Annotated in this window: 15 protein-coding genes; 9 read left to right on the top strand and 6 right to left on the bottom strand. The window is 65.4% G+C overall.

Features of this window, described 5'->3' with window-relative positions:
- Positions 1-24: 24 nt before the first annotated feature.
- From ACQR1I_RS18525 to ACQR1I_RS18510, 4 genes are all read left to right on the top strand, one after another.
- Positions 25-672 carry a cytochrome c oxidase assembly protein gene (locus ACQR1I_RS18525; protein ID WP_434866617.1) on the top strand — a complete coding sequence of 216 codons (648 nt, stop codon included), beginning with the start codon at positions 25-27 and terminating at the stop codon, positions 670-672.
- A gap of 87 nt (positions 673-759) precedes the next feature.
- Positions 760-1,617, top strand: coding sequence for a cytochrome c oxidase subunit 3 (locus ACQR1I_RS18520; protein ID WP_434865994.1), 858 nt, complete (start codon positions 760-762; stop codon positions 1,615-1,617).
- Positions 1,618-1,827: 210 nt separating this feature from the next.
- Complete coding sequence (locus tag ACQR1I_RS18515) at positions 1,828-2,220, top strand: DUF983 domain-containing protein (RefSeq protein WP_434865993.1); 393 nt, start codon at positions 1,828-1,830, stop codon at positions 2,218-2,220.
- A gap of 291 nt (positions 2,221-2,511) precedes the next feature.
- On the top strand, positions 2,512-3,270 hold the full coding sequence (locus tag ACQR1I_RS18510) for an SURF1 family protein (protein WP_434865992.1): 759 nt from the start codon (positions 2,512-2,514) through the stop codon (positions 3,268-3,270).
- 87 nt (positions 3,271-3,357) lie between these two features.
- On the opposite strand, the gene ACQR1I_RS18505 is transcribed toward ACQR1I_RS18510, so the two are convergent.
- From ACQR1I_RS18505 to ACQR1I_RS18495, 3 genes are all read right to left on the bottom strand, one after another.
- On the bottom strand, positions 3,358-4,038 hold the full coding sequence (locus tag ACQR1I_RS18505) for a hypothetical protein (protein WP_434865991.1): 681 nt from the start codon (positions 4,036-4,038) through the stop codon (positions 3,358-3,360).
- Positions 4,039-4,340: 302 nt separating this feature from the next.
- Entirely contained in the window at positions 4,341-4,886 is a 546-nt protein-coding gene (locus tag ACQR1I_RS18500; protein WP_434865990.1) for an NADPH-dependent FMN reductase, read from the bottom strand.
- A gap of 129 nt (positions 4,887-5,015) precedes the next feature.
- Positions 5,016-5,849 (bottom strand): PhzF family phenazine biosynthesis protein, encoded by an 834-nt coding sequence (locus ACQR1I_RS18495; protein ID WP_434865989.1) that lies wholly within the window; start codon positions 5,847-5,849, stop codon positions 5,016-5,018.
- A 118-nt stretch (positions 5,850-5,967) separates the two neighbouring features.
- Here ACQR1I_RS18495 and ACQR1I_RS18490 point away from each other — a divergent pair, with 118 nt between their 5' ends.
- A complete protein-coding gene (locus ACQR1I_RS18490; protein ID WP_434865988.1) occupies positions 5,968-6,447 on the top strand; it encodes a hypothetical protein in 480 nt (159 codons plus the stop codon).
- A 109-nt stretch (positions 6,448-6,556) separates the two neighbouring features.
- Here the strand turns inward: ACQR1I_RS18490 and ACQR1I_RS18485 are convergent, their stop codons facing one another.
- The 3 genes from ACQR1I_RS18485 to ACQR1I_RS18475 all read right to left on the bottom strand — a co-directional run bounded on the left by ACQR1I_RS18485 (position 6,557) and on the right by ACQR1I_RS18475 (position 7,626).
- On the bottom strand, positions 6,557-6,958 hold the full coding sequence (locus ACQR1I_RS18485) for a hypothetical protein (RefSeq protein ID WP_434865987.1): 402 nt from the start codon (positions 6,956-6,958) through the stop codon (positions 6,557-6,559).
- Between the two features lie 126 nt (positions 6,959-7,084).
- Positions 7,085-7,306, bottom strand: a complete 222-nt coding sequence (locus ACQR1I_RS18480; protein WP_434865986.1) for a hypothetical protein — start codon at positions 7,304-7,306, stop codon at positions 7,085-7,087.
- Positions 7,303-7,626, bottom strand: a complete 324-nt coding sequence (locus ACQR1I_RS18475) for a YbjQ family protein (RefSeq protein WP_434865985.1) — start codon at positions 7,624-7,626, stop codon at positions 7,303-7,305. Before ACQR1I_RS18475 ends, ACQR1I_RS18480 begins: the two co-directional genes overlap by 4 nt.
- Positions 7,627-7,969: 343 nt before the next feature.
- Between ACQR1I_RS18475 and ACQR1I_RS18470 the strand changes: the two genes are divergently transcribed.
- From ACQR1I_RS18470 to ACQR1I_RS18455, 4 genes are all read left to right on the top strand, one after another.
- The gene (locus tag ACQR1I_RS18470; protein WP_434865984.1) at positions 7,970-8,170 is read left to right on the top strand and encodes a hypothetical protein; all 201 of its coding nucleotides are present in this window, start codon (positions 7,970-7,972) and stop codon (positions 8,168-8,170) included.
- Positions 8,171-9,095: 925 nt separating this feature from the next.
- Complete coding sequence (gene thrC / locus ACQR1I_RS18465) at positions 9,096-10,511, top strand: threonine synthase (RefSeq protein ID WP_434865983.1); 1,416 nt, start codon at positions 9,096-9,098, stop codon at positions 10,509-10,511.
- Positions 10,511-11,800 (top strand): M16 family metallopeptidase, encoded by a 1,290-nt coding sequence (locus tag ACQR1I_RS18460; protein WP_434866616.1) that lies wholly within the window; start codon positions 10,511-10,513, stop codon positions 11,798-11,800. The genes thrC and ACQR1I_RS18460 overlap by 1 nt, the downstream gene beginning before the upstream one ends.
- A 125-nt stretch (positions 11,801-11,925) precedes the next feature.
- Entirely contained in the window at positions 11,926-12,513 is a 588-nt protein-coding gene (locus ACQR1I_RS18455) for a GNAT family N-acetyltransferase (protein WP_434865982.1), read from the top strand.
- The last annotated feature ends 70 nt before the right edge of the window (positions 12,514-12,583 follow it).

The raw sequence follows: 12,583 nt of genomic DNA, 5'->3' as shown, positions 1-12,583 counted from the left end.
GACGGTGTGAAGCAGAGCGGGACGATGGCGAGCGACGACCAGACCCCCGAGCAGACCTCTGGGACATCAGCGCAGGCCGCGCCGCGCCGCGGCGTCGGCCGCGATGCGCTGGTCGGCGGCATCTGCGGCGCCGTCGTGGTGCTGATGGTTGGCGCGTCCTACGCCGCCGTGCCGTTCTACAACTGGTTCTGCCGCGCCACCGGCTTCAATGGCACCACCCAGGTCGCGACGTCGGCTCCGTCATCGGCGCCGCTGGCGCGCCGCATCAACGTCCGCTTCGATTCCAACGTCGCCGGCGGGCTGCCGTGGAAGTTCCAGCCCGAGAAGACCGAGATCGAGGTCGCGATCGGCGAGGTGGTGACGGTCTACTACACCGTGACCAACCAGTCGGCGCGCACCACCATGGCGCAGGCCGCCTACAACGTGACGCCGCTGACCTCGGGCGCCTATTTCCAGAAGATCAACTGCTTCTGCTTCACCGAGCAGACCATGGCCCCGGGCGAGACCCGCGAGATGCCGGTGGTGTTCTATGTCGATCCGGCGATCACCGCCGATCACGAGAACGACGGTCTGAAGACGATCACGCTGTCCTACACCTTCTATCCGGTCCGCGACGCCGCGCCCAAGCCCGTCGCCGCAGGCGAGCCGGACAAGCCGCGGGGCAATCTCTGATGCCGCGGACGTCCGGATTGCCGGGACCATCGCTGTTGAACGACTACGTGCCGGCGCGACCGGCATCGATCTGGGGAGAGACTAGACATGGCTGAGGCGCACGCCAAGCATCACGACTACCACCTCGTCGACCCGAGCCCCTGGCCGTTCGTCGGCTCGGTCTCGGCCTTCATCATGGCGTTCGGCGCGATCGGCTGGATGCACAAGATGTTCGGCGCCGCGCCGATCGTGTTCGGCGTCGGCTTCGTCGGCGTGCTCTACACGATGGCGAGCTGGTGGGGCGACGTCATCAAGGAAGCCCAGTACAAGGGCGATCACACCCGCGTGGTGCAGCTGCATCACCGCTACGGCATGATCCTGTTCATCGCCTCCGAGGTGATGTTCTTCGTCGCCTGGTTCTGGGCGTATTTCAATTCGGCGCTCTATCCGGGCTACGAGGTTCAGGCCACCCGCGACGCGCTGTTCGGCGGCGTCTGGCCGCCCAAGGGCATCGAGACCTTCGATCCCTGGCATCTGCCGCTGCTCAACACGCTGATCCTGCTGACCTCGGGCACGACCGTCACCTGGGCGCACCACGCTCTGCTCGAAGGCGACCGCAAGGGCCTGAAATACGGCCTGATCCTCACCGTGCTGCTCGGCGCCACCTTCACCTGCGTCCAGGCCTATGAGTACGGCCACGCGACGTTCTCGTTCGCCGGCCACATCTACGGCTCGACCTTCTTCATGGCGACCGGCTTCCACGGCTTCCACGTCCTGGTCGGAACGATCTTCCTGATCGTCTGCCTGATCCGCGCCTATGCCGGCCATTTCACGCCGAAGCAGCATCTCGGCTTCGAGTTCGCCGCCTGGTACTGGCACTTCGTCGACGTGGTGTGGCTGTTCCTGTTCATCTGCATCTACGTCTGGGGCCACGGCGCCGAGGCGATGGCGCACGGCGCCCATTGAGACCGTCACGCCGGGTGCGAAACGTGTTACAAGGGGGCGGCCGAACGGCCGCCCTTTTTGTTGAGCCCCGATTGTCGAGCCCTGGCGTGGCGCTCGCCGCAGCCGAGCTTCGGCCTAGCCGGCCGGCAACATGAAAGATGCCCGGCGCATCCCGGCATCCGGCCCACCGCGGCAGCGGCGCGCGCATCGCGATTTCGAAGGCAGGCAGACATGACCCTCTCGACCCAACCCGTCACCCTGACGCAGACCATCCTGCGCGGCCTCGCCTGCCGCTGCCCGCGCTGCGGCCAGGGCAAGCTGTTCGAGGGCTTCCTCAACCTTCGCAAGCGCTGCGAGGCCTGTGATCTCGACTACGCCTTCATCGACACCGGCGACGGTCCGGCCATCTTCATCATGATGCTCGCCGGCGCCATCGTCGTCGGCGCCGCGCTGATCGTCGAGGTCAAGTACCAGCCGCCGTTCTGGGTCCACGCGGCGCTGTGGGGACCGCTGATCCTGGTGACGACCTTGCTGCCGCTGCGCGCCATGAAGTCGCTGCTGATCGCCCTGCAATTCCACCACAAGGCCGCCCCCGGCCGCCTGGTGGACAAGACGCCGCGATGAGGTTCGGCCTACTCTTTGAGTTGCGGACCGGCGCGGCATCGGCGGTGCGCTCCCTCGCCCCGTTCTTCACGGGAAGAGGGTTGGGGTGAGGGCAGCCGCACGGGGAGTGTGTGTGGCGAGACCTGTACCCCCTCACCCGGATTGCATCTGACGATGCAATCCGGGCTCTCAGCGCGAGCGAAGCTCGTCGCGCCCCCGCAAGCGGGGCGAGGTGAGGACCGAGCCCGCTGCGCCATCTTCCTTCAACCAAGACAAAAAAGACCGCGCAAATCGACCGGCCCAAATCAGCACATGACCTCCACCCGCTCGCAGACCTCCTCCCGCGGCTTTGCCGCCTTCACCGTCCTGATGGTCGCGCTGTTCATCGGCCTCGGCGTCTGGCAATTGCAACGCCGCGCGGCGAAGCATGCGCTGATCGACGCGCTCACCGATCGCGTCGCCGCGGCTCCCGCATCACTGCCGCCGCAAAGCGAATGGCGCACGCTGACGCCGGAGCGCGATGAATTCCGCCGCGTCAGCTTCAGCGCCACCTACGCCAAGCTTCCCGACGCGATGGTCTACAGCGCCGGCTCCGCCGTGCGCGAGGACGTCTCGGGCCCCGGCACCTGGGCGTTTCTCCCCGCACGCCTCGCCTCGGGCGAAACGATCGTGATCGACGCCGGCTTCGTTACCAACACCATGCAGGAGCGCACCATCCAGGACCGCCAGGTCGGCAAGCTCGTCACCGGCGAACCGGTGACCCTGACCGGCTATCTGCGTTTCCCCGAATCCGCCGGCCTGCTCACCGCGGCCGAGAATCGCGACAAGCGTCTGTGGTTCACCCGCGACCATCTCGCCATAGCCAAGGCGCTCGGCTGGGGCGAGGTCGCGCCGTTCTACATCGACCTGGAGACGCCGGTGCCCGACAACGGCATCCCCAAGCCCGGCCCGTTGTCGCCGCATCTGCGCGACGAGCACATGCAATACGCCATCACCTGGTTCTCTCTGGCCGCGGCGCTGATCGCAGCCTTCGCAGTGTGGGCAAGAGGACGGCGCAGCGCTGATCGATGACGCCTGGTCCACCGGACTGGGCGCACTGGGTCCAGCGGGGGAAGTCGACTGGACCAATTCGCGTGGGATGCGTGCACGACCTACGAGCTACGGACCTCTCCTATATCGCTCTATGTAGATCTGGCCGAGCTCCGGCATCTGCGTCTTTTCATACGCGGCAAACCAGATTTCATTCTCCAGCCAAAAACGACAGAGAAACTCTTCGAAAGATCCGGCGCTGAAAACGATCGCCGATGGGTCCGCCTCGTCGTCATTCCAACGCTCGGCCTCGGTGCCGTAGAAATCCGGCGATGCAACGACCGCATGGTCCGATCCATCTGCGGTCAAATAAACGTACCAGAAAATGCACCCCTGCGAGTCGGCGAGGAACCGGATGAGATGTCCGTGCCCTACGACAGATGGTACGACGTCGGCGCAGAGGGCCAAAAAGCAATCTGTGTTCGAGCGTATCCGCTGCTGGAGCGTTGGCGTGGAGAAGAACTTGGTGAATGCAGCAGGCAAGCGGATGCCCTTGAACTCAACGACCCTCTGCAGTTCGCCGAACGCCCTCGCATTATCCTTCGCTCGCTCGTCACCAATATGGGATGAATGGGCCTGAGCTTGCGACAACCAGCCGAAACTACCACTCAGATCACAAGGCAACGACGGAAGCTGTGCGTAGTCGTAACATCCATACGTCGAAACCCATGGTCGAACATCTCCAAGACCGACGTTCGCCAGGTCTGTGCCCCACCAGCCGGGGGGAAATGGAGAGTCTTCCGGTCTCATCAATTTGACCTCGTGGTACGCGAGAGCATGATGCGTTTCCACGAGAGCGCATCATGCTCTTGTCCTTCTGTTGAGCGTGATCTTTTGGTACGACCAGTTTCACTTTTCCGGATCACGCTCCACAGGCAGTAGTCGCCGTACGAAGCTAGCAAGGCGAGCCAGCGAGAGCTAGCAGACGTTTTCCTGCTTCGGCGATGATCGCCGCCTTCGCGGTATGGACGCGGGGACGGCGTAACCGAGCCGTCCAAAGTGAGGTGCAGACGTGCGTTGCCCGGAAACGCATGCTGCTCCCGGCGAGACGTTCAGGTCGTGCGCTCGTCGCTCGTCGCTGCGGCCTGAGCCAGGGCGGTCATGGCTGTCGCGATTGTCGCGCGAATCTCGAGTGAGGCAATGCGGCCCTCGGCATCGAGCGCCGTCGGTGGCGCCGGCGTGGCGACGCAGGCCGCCTCGATAATGGTCGCGCCGGCGCGCTCCAGTACGGTGCGCAGGTCGGCATAGGCATCGTGCGCGCCGCCATGGCCGGAAGGATTGATCCAGCCGACGGGGCGCTGATAGAGGCTGCCAGCCCCAACCGTCCAGTCGATCAGGTTCTTGAAGCTGCCCGGCAGCGAGCCGGCATATTCCGGCGTCGAGAGCATCACCGCGCTTGCACGGGCGAGCAGCTCACGCAGGCGCGCGACCTCGACCGGCAGCGGATGCCGGTCGTTGTCCGGATTGAAATGCGGCAGCGTCGCGAGTTCCGTGTAGATCATCGAGGGGACACCGGCCGGAGCCAGTTCAGCCGCGGCCGCGATGACGGCGCTGCTGGCTGAATGCGCGCGTAGGCTGCCGCTGATCAGAACGATCATGCTCGTGTCGTGCCTGGTTGCGCCGGCACCGCGATCATCGTTGAGCCGGTGCCCCCGCAAGTCAAACGCCTGTGTCTGGCGCGCGGCGCCGAATGGCAGCTCTCCATTCGCGACATGGCTTGGATCATGTCACGCGCGCATCGATCGGACGCGTCCGGACACGCGGACGGGTGCCCCCGCAGGCCCATCGAGATCCACCTGCAGGCAGCACGGCACGCCCATGTCCTCGCCCTGCCGGATCACGATCGGCCCTTCGGCCGCCCAGCCGAGCTCGCGCAGATAGCCGGCGAACGCCGCCGCGGCGGCGCCGGTCGCCGGGTCCTCGTAAACCCCGCCGAACGGGAACGGATTGCGCGCGTGAAACAGCTGCGGCGTTTCGGCGTGAACGAGGGCGAAGGTGCAGAAGCGCGCGCGCTGCGCCAGCTCCTGGCCGCGTCCAAAGTCGTAGGCGATCGCAGCGAGCCGGCCGCGATCGCGCAGCGCGATCACCGGATGATCCATCCCGGCATGGGCAACGACCGGCGGAATGCGCGCGTCGAGATCGCCATGCGACAGCCCGAACAGCGCGAGGATCTCTTCGAGCGCCGCAGCCGGCAGAGCGCGCGTCCGCGTCGGCGGCGAGCGGAACGCCGCGCTCCAATCCGTTGCCGAAGCGTGCCCATCGACGGTGATGTCGGCGTGATTGAGCTGCAAGGCAAAGGAGCCGGAGCTCTTGTGCCGGGCCAGCGCGGCGCCGAGCGCAATCGTCGCGTGTCCGCAGAAATCGACCTCGGCCTGCGGCGCGAAGTAGCGCACCCGCCATGTGTCGCCGAGCGGGGCCGCGAACGCCGTCTCCGAGTAGCCGATGTCAGCCGCCATCGCCTGCATCGTGGCAGGGTCCGGCAGTATCTCGCTGATGACGACACCGGCCGGATTGCCGCCGCGGTCTCCGTCGGTGAAGGCTGCGATATGCTGGATGATCATGGAACCCCTGGGAATAGCATCTGCTAGTGCACCGCTGGTTCGCCTTCATTCGAGCCAAGTTTGCTAAGGAGTCAAATATTGGTCAAGGTGAGACGTGCGGCGGTTTTAGGAGCCGAAGTTGAGTAATGATAGTGTTGGTCTTCTGCGGACATTCCGTGATCCGCTGATAGGGTTGCCACTTTCCCACGTGTGGCGAGGCGCCGGCTCGGCCATTTTCCTGGAGTTTGGGCATCTCACAGGCCGTACCCGGCGCGACGGAACGCCTGGTAATCCGCAGGGAGAGTTTGGCCTGATGATCCAGTGGAGCTGGCGTATCGAAGACAGCTCGTCGATCCTGTGCGGAAGCTGGAGCGAAGAGTCCTTGTGGGCGGCAACATTTGATCGCATCCGTAACAAGGCCGTCCTGGATTTTTCGGTCTTTGGACGATTGCCCGAAATCGCCGTGAGCCTGTCGGATGAGCTCTACGTGACATCCTTCATGACCGCCGAAGGCGATCCGGCTTGGGCGCTATTCGAGCGACGAGGGGACGTGGTGAGAACCCTGGCCGTTCGGCAGGGGCGCTTGGAGGTGGAAATCGGGCAGCGGTGCGAGTCATGATCGTCTCTATCCCTGTCGATCGTATTGGAAAAGCTTCCACCGCGTGTTTCAGGAGATCCTCGGCTTCCCAGACTTCTACGGCTGCAAAATGAATGACTGGGATCGCACACTACCGCATATAGGTGCTCCAGAGGATGACGCAGAGCCCTATGAGCATGAGCGGTGCAACCAATGATATTGAGATCGCGGCCCATTGCACACTCAAGTTCAGCTGAGAGACAAGCGGCATTTGTTCAAGCGCTCTCTGCTTTACGTCGCGGGTGGTCGAAGCGAGATCTTTCCAGAACATCAGCATCCATAGCGGGAAGAGTGCAAAGATCATCCCCGCCAGAATAGGGCCGGCATTTCGGAATAGCGCGGTAGCGGTCGCCACGATCAAGCCAATGAGTCCCAGCGAAATGAGGCACCATGCCTTGACCACAGGTGGTATGCGACCCTGGTATCGAACCTGACCTCGCTGCGCATCCAAGAACAGAGGTTCGTCGGGTATCAGTGTTTTCCAGAACGCCATGATGCTTTAATCTGGCCGATCAGTTGGCCCTCCGACGTAGAGCATCTTCGCTTAAAAGAAGAGAATTTGCGAGAAGTGCTCGTGGCCGGGCAGAGGAGGGCCGGGTCACCCGCTGTCGCGATGTGCTCACCGTCCCGCCCGCACATACGCCCGCTCGCCGGTTTTCGGATCGAACCACACGTCGAGCGTTTCGCCGCTGGTGGGGTCGACGAAGCGCTCCTCGGTCTTGACCCAGCCCGGCCCGGGCGGCGCCGAGAGCGCGTCGCGCTTGTAGCCGCCCTGGCGGAAGAAGAACCACACCAGCACGACGGCTGCGATGACCGCGAGCCAGAGCACGAGGGCGATCATCGCGCGGGTTCGATGACCGCCGCGGTGCCGTAGGCGACGATCTCGCTCATGGTCTGGCCGATCTCGGCGCTATCGAAGCGCATCATCACGATCGCGTTGGCGCCCATCGACGTGGCGTTCTGGACGAGCCGGTCCAGTGCGTGCCGCCGCGCCTCCTCGAGCATCTGGGTGTATTCATGGATCTCGCCACCGACGATCGAGCGCAGGCTGGCCATGAAGTTGCCGCCGATGCCGCGGCTGCGCACCACCACGCCGAAGCACTGTCCCAGCATGCGCACCGTGCGGTAGCCGGTCACGTTTTCAGTCGTCACGATGATCATGGAAGGCTCCATCTCCTGCCGGCCCGCGCGGCCGACGCTCGATTTGACAATCGAGCCGGTGTTCCGGTTCAAGCGAGCCAGGGGCCAAGAGCCACGCGCGATGCGTCGTCTCCTCTGGAGATCATGCTGCGCCTCACACTCCGCTGTCGTCCCGGGCAAGCGCGGCGGCGCGACAGCGCCGGCGGGCGCCGACCCGGGACCCATAACCCCTACCGGGTGTGAGGCGGCAGGCTGGAGCCACAGCGTGCCTCACACGGAGGATGGTAGTTATGGGTCCCGGGCGTCCGCCAACGCTTGCGCGTTGTCGGACTTGCCCGGGACGACACCGGGGGTTAGGGAGGCCGTGTCAGTCCTCATCGCATGCCATCGTCTCATCTTCGGACTTGAGTTGCCCGACGGGCTGTCGGCACCTGGTTCGCGCAGGCGTCGCGAACTAACAAATCTGGCTGCGCCGAACATTTCTTTTTGTCAGCAGATCCAAGGCGATCAAGCCGTCCAGCCCGATCCGCTCGAAATTCATCTTTCATTTTTTCCGAAATCATGATTGTCTCTCCCTGTCCCGCCTCGTTGCGAGGGGCGTACGCGTCGTCACGGACGTTGGGGTGGGATGCGATGGACGTGGTGGCTGCGCCTGACGAGAGCGGCCGGCACGGACGGCGAAGTCGCGTGGTCCTGACACCCCGACGCTGGTGTCCTGCGGCAGTGCTGATGCGCTGTCGCTCACGGTGGCCAGAAAGCCCGGTGCACCGAGGAGAGCGCGTATAAGCCGTAACCCGTTGCGCAGGGAAGGCCGGGTCGCTCTGGCTGAACCTGTGGTTCCTGCCCCGTGCATTCTTGCTCGCACGGGGGCCGCGGGTGCCAGCCGGCATCCGGTCTTCCCTGCGCCCTCCGTTCAAGGAGGGAGGAATTTCCGCAAAGCTCGGGCGCCGATCGTGCCGCGAGACTGCTTCTTCACGCGCGGCGTCATTCCGGGGCGCCCGCAGGGCGAGCCCGGAATCCACACTCCCGGTCGTGGTTATGGATTCCGGGCTCGCGCTCCGCGCGCCCCGGAATGACGAGGTAGAGAGATCGTGCGGTTATCGCATAGCTCGTTCGCTTGTTCAAAGTGCCCCGCGGGAAGCCGCAAGCACCGCCGTCATCTCCATCTCCGCGCAGGCGGGGATCCAGTACGCTGTGGCGGTGCGGTCGACCTCAGGCGGCGCGGCGGACTGGGTCGCCCGCCTGCGCGGGCGACGACAGCGGTGGTGGGGGCGGTCCGCCCGATCCATTCGATCCACTCGCATCCACCCTTGCAGACACTTGCCCCGTAACCCCGCCGTAACCCGCCCCCGCGACCATTCCTGCGGCAACAAGCGGTTTCGCGGGCGGGGCAAAACCATTATGGTGCCGGACCATGTTGCCGCCGGGCGGTTCCGATTTCGAGTTCAATCAACGGGTTATGGCCTGGTGACGCAGGTCAGGAGAGCGGTTTGACGCGCTATGTTTCGACCCGCGGGGAAGCCCCCGCGCTCACCTTCTGCGATGTGATGCTGACCGGGCTCGCCCGGGACGGCGGCCTCTACGTGCCCGAGACCTGGCCGCAGCTGGCGCCCGCGACAATCGCTGGGTTCTTCGGCCGGCCCTATTGGGAGGTCGCCGTCGAGGTCATCAAGCCGTTCGTCGCCGGCGAGATCTCCGATGCCGAGCTCGGCCGCATGGCCAACGAGGCCTATGCCACGTTCCGTCATCCCGCGGTGGTGCCGCTCGACCAGAGCGCGCCGCATCAGTTCGTGCTGGAGCTGTTCCACGGCCCGACCCTGGCGTTCAAGGACGTCGCCATGCAGCTGATCTCGCGGCTGATGGACCACGTGCTGGCGAAGCGCGGTGAGCGCACCACCATCGTGGTCGCGACCTCGGGCGACACCGGCGGGGCCGCCGTCGATGCGTTCGCCGGCCGCGACAATGCCGACCTCATCGTGCTGTTCCCGCACGGCCGCATTTCCGAGGTGCAGCGTCGGATGATGACGACGTCGGGCGCGGCGAACGTGCATGCGCTGGCCATCGAAGGCCATTTCGACGACTGCCAGGCGATCGTGAAGGGCCTGTTCAACCATCACGCCTTCCGCGATTCGGTGGCCCTGTCCGGCGTCAACTCGATCAACTGGGCGCGCATCGTCGCCCAGGTCGTCTACTACTTCACCTCGGCGGTGGCGGTCGGCGCGCCGCACCGCGCGGTCGACTTCACCGTACCGACCGGCAATTTCGGCGACATCTTCGCCGGCTATGTCGCCAAGCGCATGGGCCTGCCGGTACGCACCCTGCGCGTCGCCACCAACGTCAACGACATTCTGGCGCGTACTCTTCAGACCGGCATCTACGAGGTGCGCGAGGTGCATGCGTCGGCCTCGCCGTCGATGGATATCCAGGTGTCGTCGAATTTCGAGCGGCTCTTGTTCGAGGCCGGTGGCCGCGACGCCGGCACGGTGCGGCGGCTGATGGACGGCCTGAAGCAGTCCGGACGTTTCGTGCTGCCGGACTCCATGCTGGTGGCGATCCGCGCCGATTTCGATGCCGGCCGCGCCGACGAGACCGAGACGGCAGCGGCGATTCGCGCCGCCTTCCGCGAGGCCGGCGATCTCGTCGATCCGCACACGGCGGTAGCGCTGGCGGTGGCCGACCGCGACGGCACCGATACCTCGGTGCCGAACATCGTGCTGTCGACGGCGCATCCCGCCAAATTTCCCGACGCGGTCGAGGCTGCCTGTGGACAGCGGCCGCAGCTGCCGGTCTGGCTGGAAGGGCTGATGAGCAAGCGCGAGGACATCAGGATCATGCGGAACGATCAGGCCGAGGTGGAGACATTCATCCGTTCGGTCAGCCGGGCCGCCAAGCAGGGAATTGCATGATGGGCGTGGAAGTCACCAAGCTGCCGACGGGACTGACGGTCGTCACCGACACGATGCCGCATCTGGAGACAGCCGCGCTCGGGGTCTGGGCCGGCGTCGGCGGCCGCGACGAGAAGCCGGATGAGCATGGCATCTCGCACCTGCTCGAGCACATGGCGTTCAAGGGCACGACGACGCGCAGCGCGCGCGAGATCGTCGAGGCGATCGAGGCGGTCGGCGGCGACCTCAATGCCGGCACCTCGACCGAGACCACGGCCTATTATGCGCGGGTGCTGAAGGCTGACGTGCCGCTGGCGCTCGACGTGCTCTCCGACATCCTCGCCAATCCCTCTTTCGTGCCGGAGGAGCTGGAGCGCGAGAAGAACGTCATCGTGCAGGAGATCGGCGCGGCGCAGGACACGCCCGACGACGTCGTATTCGAGCATCTCAACGAGCTGTGCTTCCCCGATCAGCCGATGGGGCGCTCACTGCTCGGCACCGCCAAGACGTTGGAGGCGTTCGACCGCGACAAGCTGCACGGCTATCTGTCGACGCATTATCGCGGGCCCGACATGGTGGTCGCCGCGGCCGGTGCCGTCGATCACCAGCGCGTGGTCGAGGACGTGACGAAGCGATTCGCCAGTTTCAACGGCGGGCCGGCGCCGACGCCACTGCCGGCGGCGTTCGGCAAGGGCGGCTCCCGTGTCGTGCATCGCGACCTCGAGCAGGCGCATCTGACCTTGGCGCTCGAGGGCGTGCCGCAGGCGGATCCGTCGCTGTTCTCGCTTCAGGTGTTCACCAACATCCTCGGCGGCGGCATGTCGTCCCGGCTGTTCCAGGAAGTGCGCGAGAACCGCGGCCTCTGCTACTCCGTCTACACGTTCCATGCGCCCTACAGCGACACCGGGTTCTTCGGCCTCTACACCGGCACCGATCCGGCCGATGCGCCGGAAATGATGGAGGTCGTGGTCGACATCATCGGCAATGCCGTGGAGACGTTGAGCGAGGCCGAGGTCGCGCGCGCCAAGGCGCAGATGAAGGCGGGATTGTTGATGGCGCTGGAGAGCTGCAGCGCGCGCGCCGAGCAGCTGGCGCGTCACATCTTGGCCTACGGCCGGCCGCAGACCCTGCAGGAGATGGTCGCCAAGATCGAGGCCGTCAGCGTCGACAGCACGCGCGATGCAGCGCGGGCGTTGATGGCGCGCAGCAAGCCGGCGGTGGTCGCGCTCGGCAGCGGCAGGGGTCTGGACACGGCGGTGACTTTCGCCGAAGGTCTGACCGGTTCGAAACCGAAGGCCCAATTGCACTGAGCGGCGAAGACGCGCCGCAGGCCGGCGCGTATCGCGCTCCCGAATTGCGTCGGAATGGTCGGGCAGAGTTCAGGGATTGCCAGGAGCCGAGCTCCGAAACGGAAAGAGCAGGGGGAGCATCACCGATGGCCCTGTTTCGCTTACCATCCAACGGTCCGGCGGCGCTCGCTCCACGCGGCCACGGCCTCATGCTGCGCGCGCCGCAGATGGCGGACTATGCGCAATGGGCGCGGCTGCGCGAGATCAGCCGGGATTATCTGACGCCTTGGGAGCCGATCTGGCCGTCCGACGACCTGACCCGCTCCGGCTTCCGCCGCCGCCTGCGCCGCTACGCCGAGGACATCTCGGCCGATCGTTCCTATCCGTTCATCGTGTTCCGCGAATCGGATGGCGCAATGCTCGGCGGCATCACGCTGGCCAATGTCCGCCGTGGCATCGTCCAGGCCGGCACCATCGGCTACTGGATGGGCCAGCCGCACGCGCATCATGGCTACATGACCGCAGCACTGCGGCTGCTGCTGCCGACGCTGTTCGGCGAGCTCAATCTGCACCGGGTCGAGGCGGCCTGCATCCCGACCAACACGCCGTCGATCCGGGTTCTGGAGAAGTGCGGCTTCACCCGCGAAGGGCTGGCGCGCCGCTACCTCTGCATCAACGGGGTCTGGCAGGACCACTACCTCTACGGCCTGCTGCATGAGGACTTCCGGGGTTAGGATTCGTGATCGGGCCGGGGGCGGGAGAGGCCGATCGGGACTGGTTCCGGGCTCGGAAATGGGTATAGAC

This window comes from Bradyrhizobium sp. HKCCYLS2038 (genome assembly GCF_051167655.1).
Taxonomy (GTDB): Bacteria; Pseudomonadota; Alphaproteobacteria; order Rhizobiales; family Xanthobacteraceae; genus Bradyrhizobium.
This window is presented reverse-complemented; position numbering and strand designations above follow the sequence as displayed.

What these genes read in the sequence shown, in the direction of transcription:
- ACQR1I_RS18525 (WP_434866617.1), top strand. Translation starts at nt 25, where the DNA reads ATGGCGAGCGACGACCAGACCCCCGAGCAGACCTCTGGGACATCAGCG.
- ACQR1I_RS18520 (WP_434865994.1), top strand. Translation starts at nt 760, where the DNA reads ATGGCTGAGGCGCACGCCAAGCATCACGACTACCACCTCGTCGACCCG.
- ACQR1I_RS18515 (WP_434865993.1), top strand. Translation starts at nt 1,828, where the DNA reads ATGACCCTCTCGACCCAACCCGTCACCCTGACGCAGACCATCCTGCGC.
- ACQR1I_RS18510 (WP_434865992.1), top strand. Translation starts at nt 2,512, where the DNA reads ATGACCTCCACCCGCTCGCAGACCTCCTCCCGCGGCTTTGCCGCCTTC.
- ACQR1I_RS18505 (WP_434865991.1), bottom strand. Translation starts at nt 4,038, where the DNA reads ATGAGACCGGAAGACTCTCCATTTCCCCCCGGCTGGTGGGGCACAGAC.
- ACQR1I_RS18500 (WP_434865990.1), bottom strand. Translation starts at nt 4,886, where the DNA reads ATGATCGTTCTGATCAGCGGCAGCCTACGCGCGCATTCAGCCAGCAGC.
- ACQR1I_RS18495 (WP_434865989.1), bottom strand. Translation starts at nt 5,849, where the DNA reads ATGATCATCCAGCATATCGCAGCCTTCACCGACGGAGACCGCGGCGGC.
- ACQR1I_RS18485 (WP_434865987.1), bottom strand. Translation starts at nt 6,958, where the DNA reads ATGGCGTTCTGGAAAACACTGATACCCGACGAACCTCTGTTCTTGGAT.
- ACQR1I_RS18480 (WP_434865986.1), bottom strand. Translation starts at nt 7,306, where the DNA reads ATGATCGCCCTCGTGCTCTGGCTCGCGGTCATCGCAGCCGTCGTGCTG.
- ACQR1I_RS18475 (WP_434865985.1), bottom strand. Translation starts at nt 7,626, where the DNA reads ATGATCATCGTGACGACTGAAAACGTGACCGGCTACCGCACGGTGCGC.
- ACQR1I_RS18460 (WP_434866616.1), top strand. Translation starts at nt 10,511, where the DNA reads ATGGGCGTGGAAGTCACCAAGCTGCCGACGGGACTGACGGTCGTCACC.
- ACQR1I_RS18455 (WP_434865982.1), top strand. Translation starts at nt 11,926, where the DNA reads ATGGCCCTGTTTCGCTTACCATCCAACGGTCCGGCGGCGCTCGCTCCA.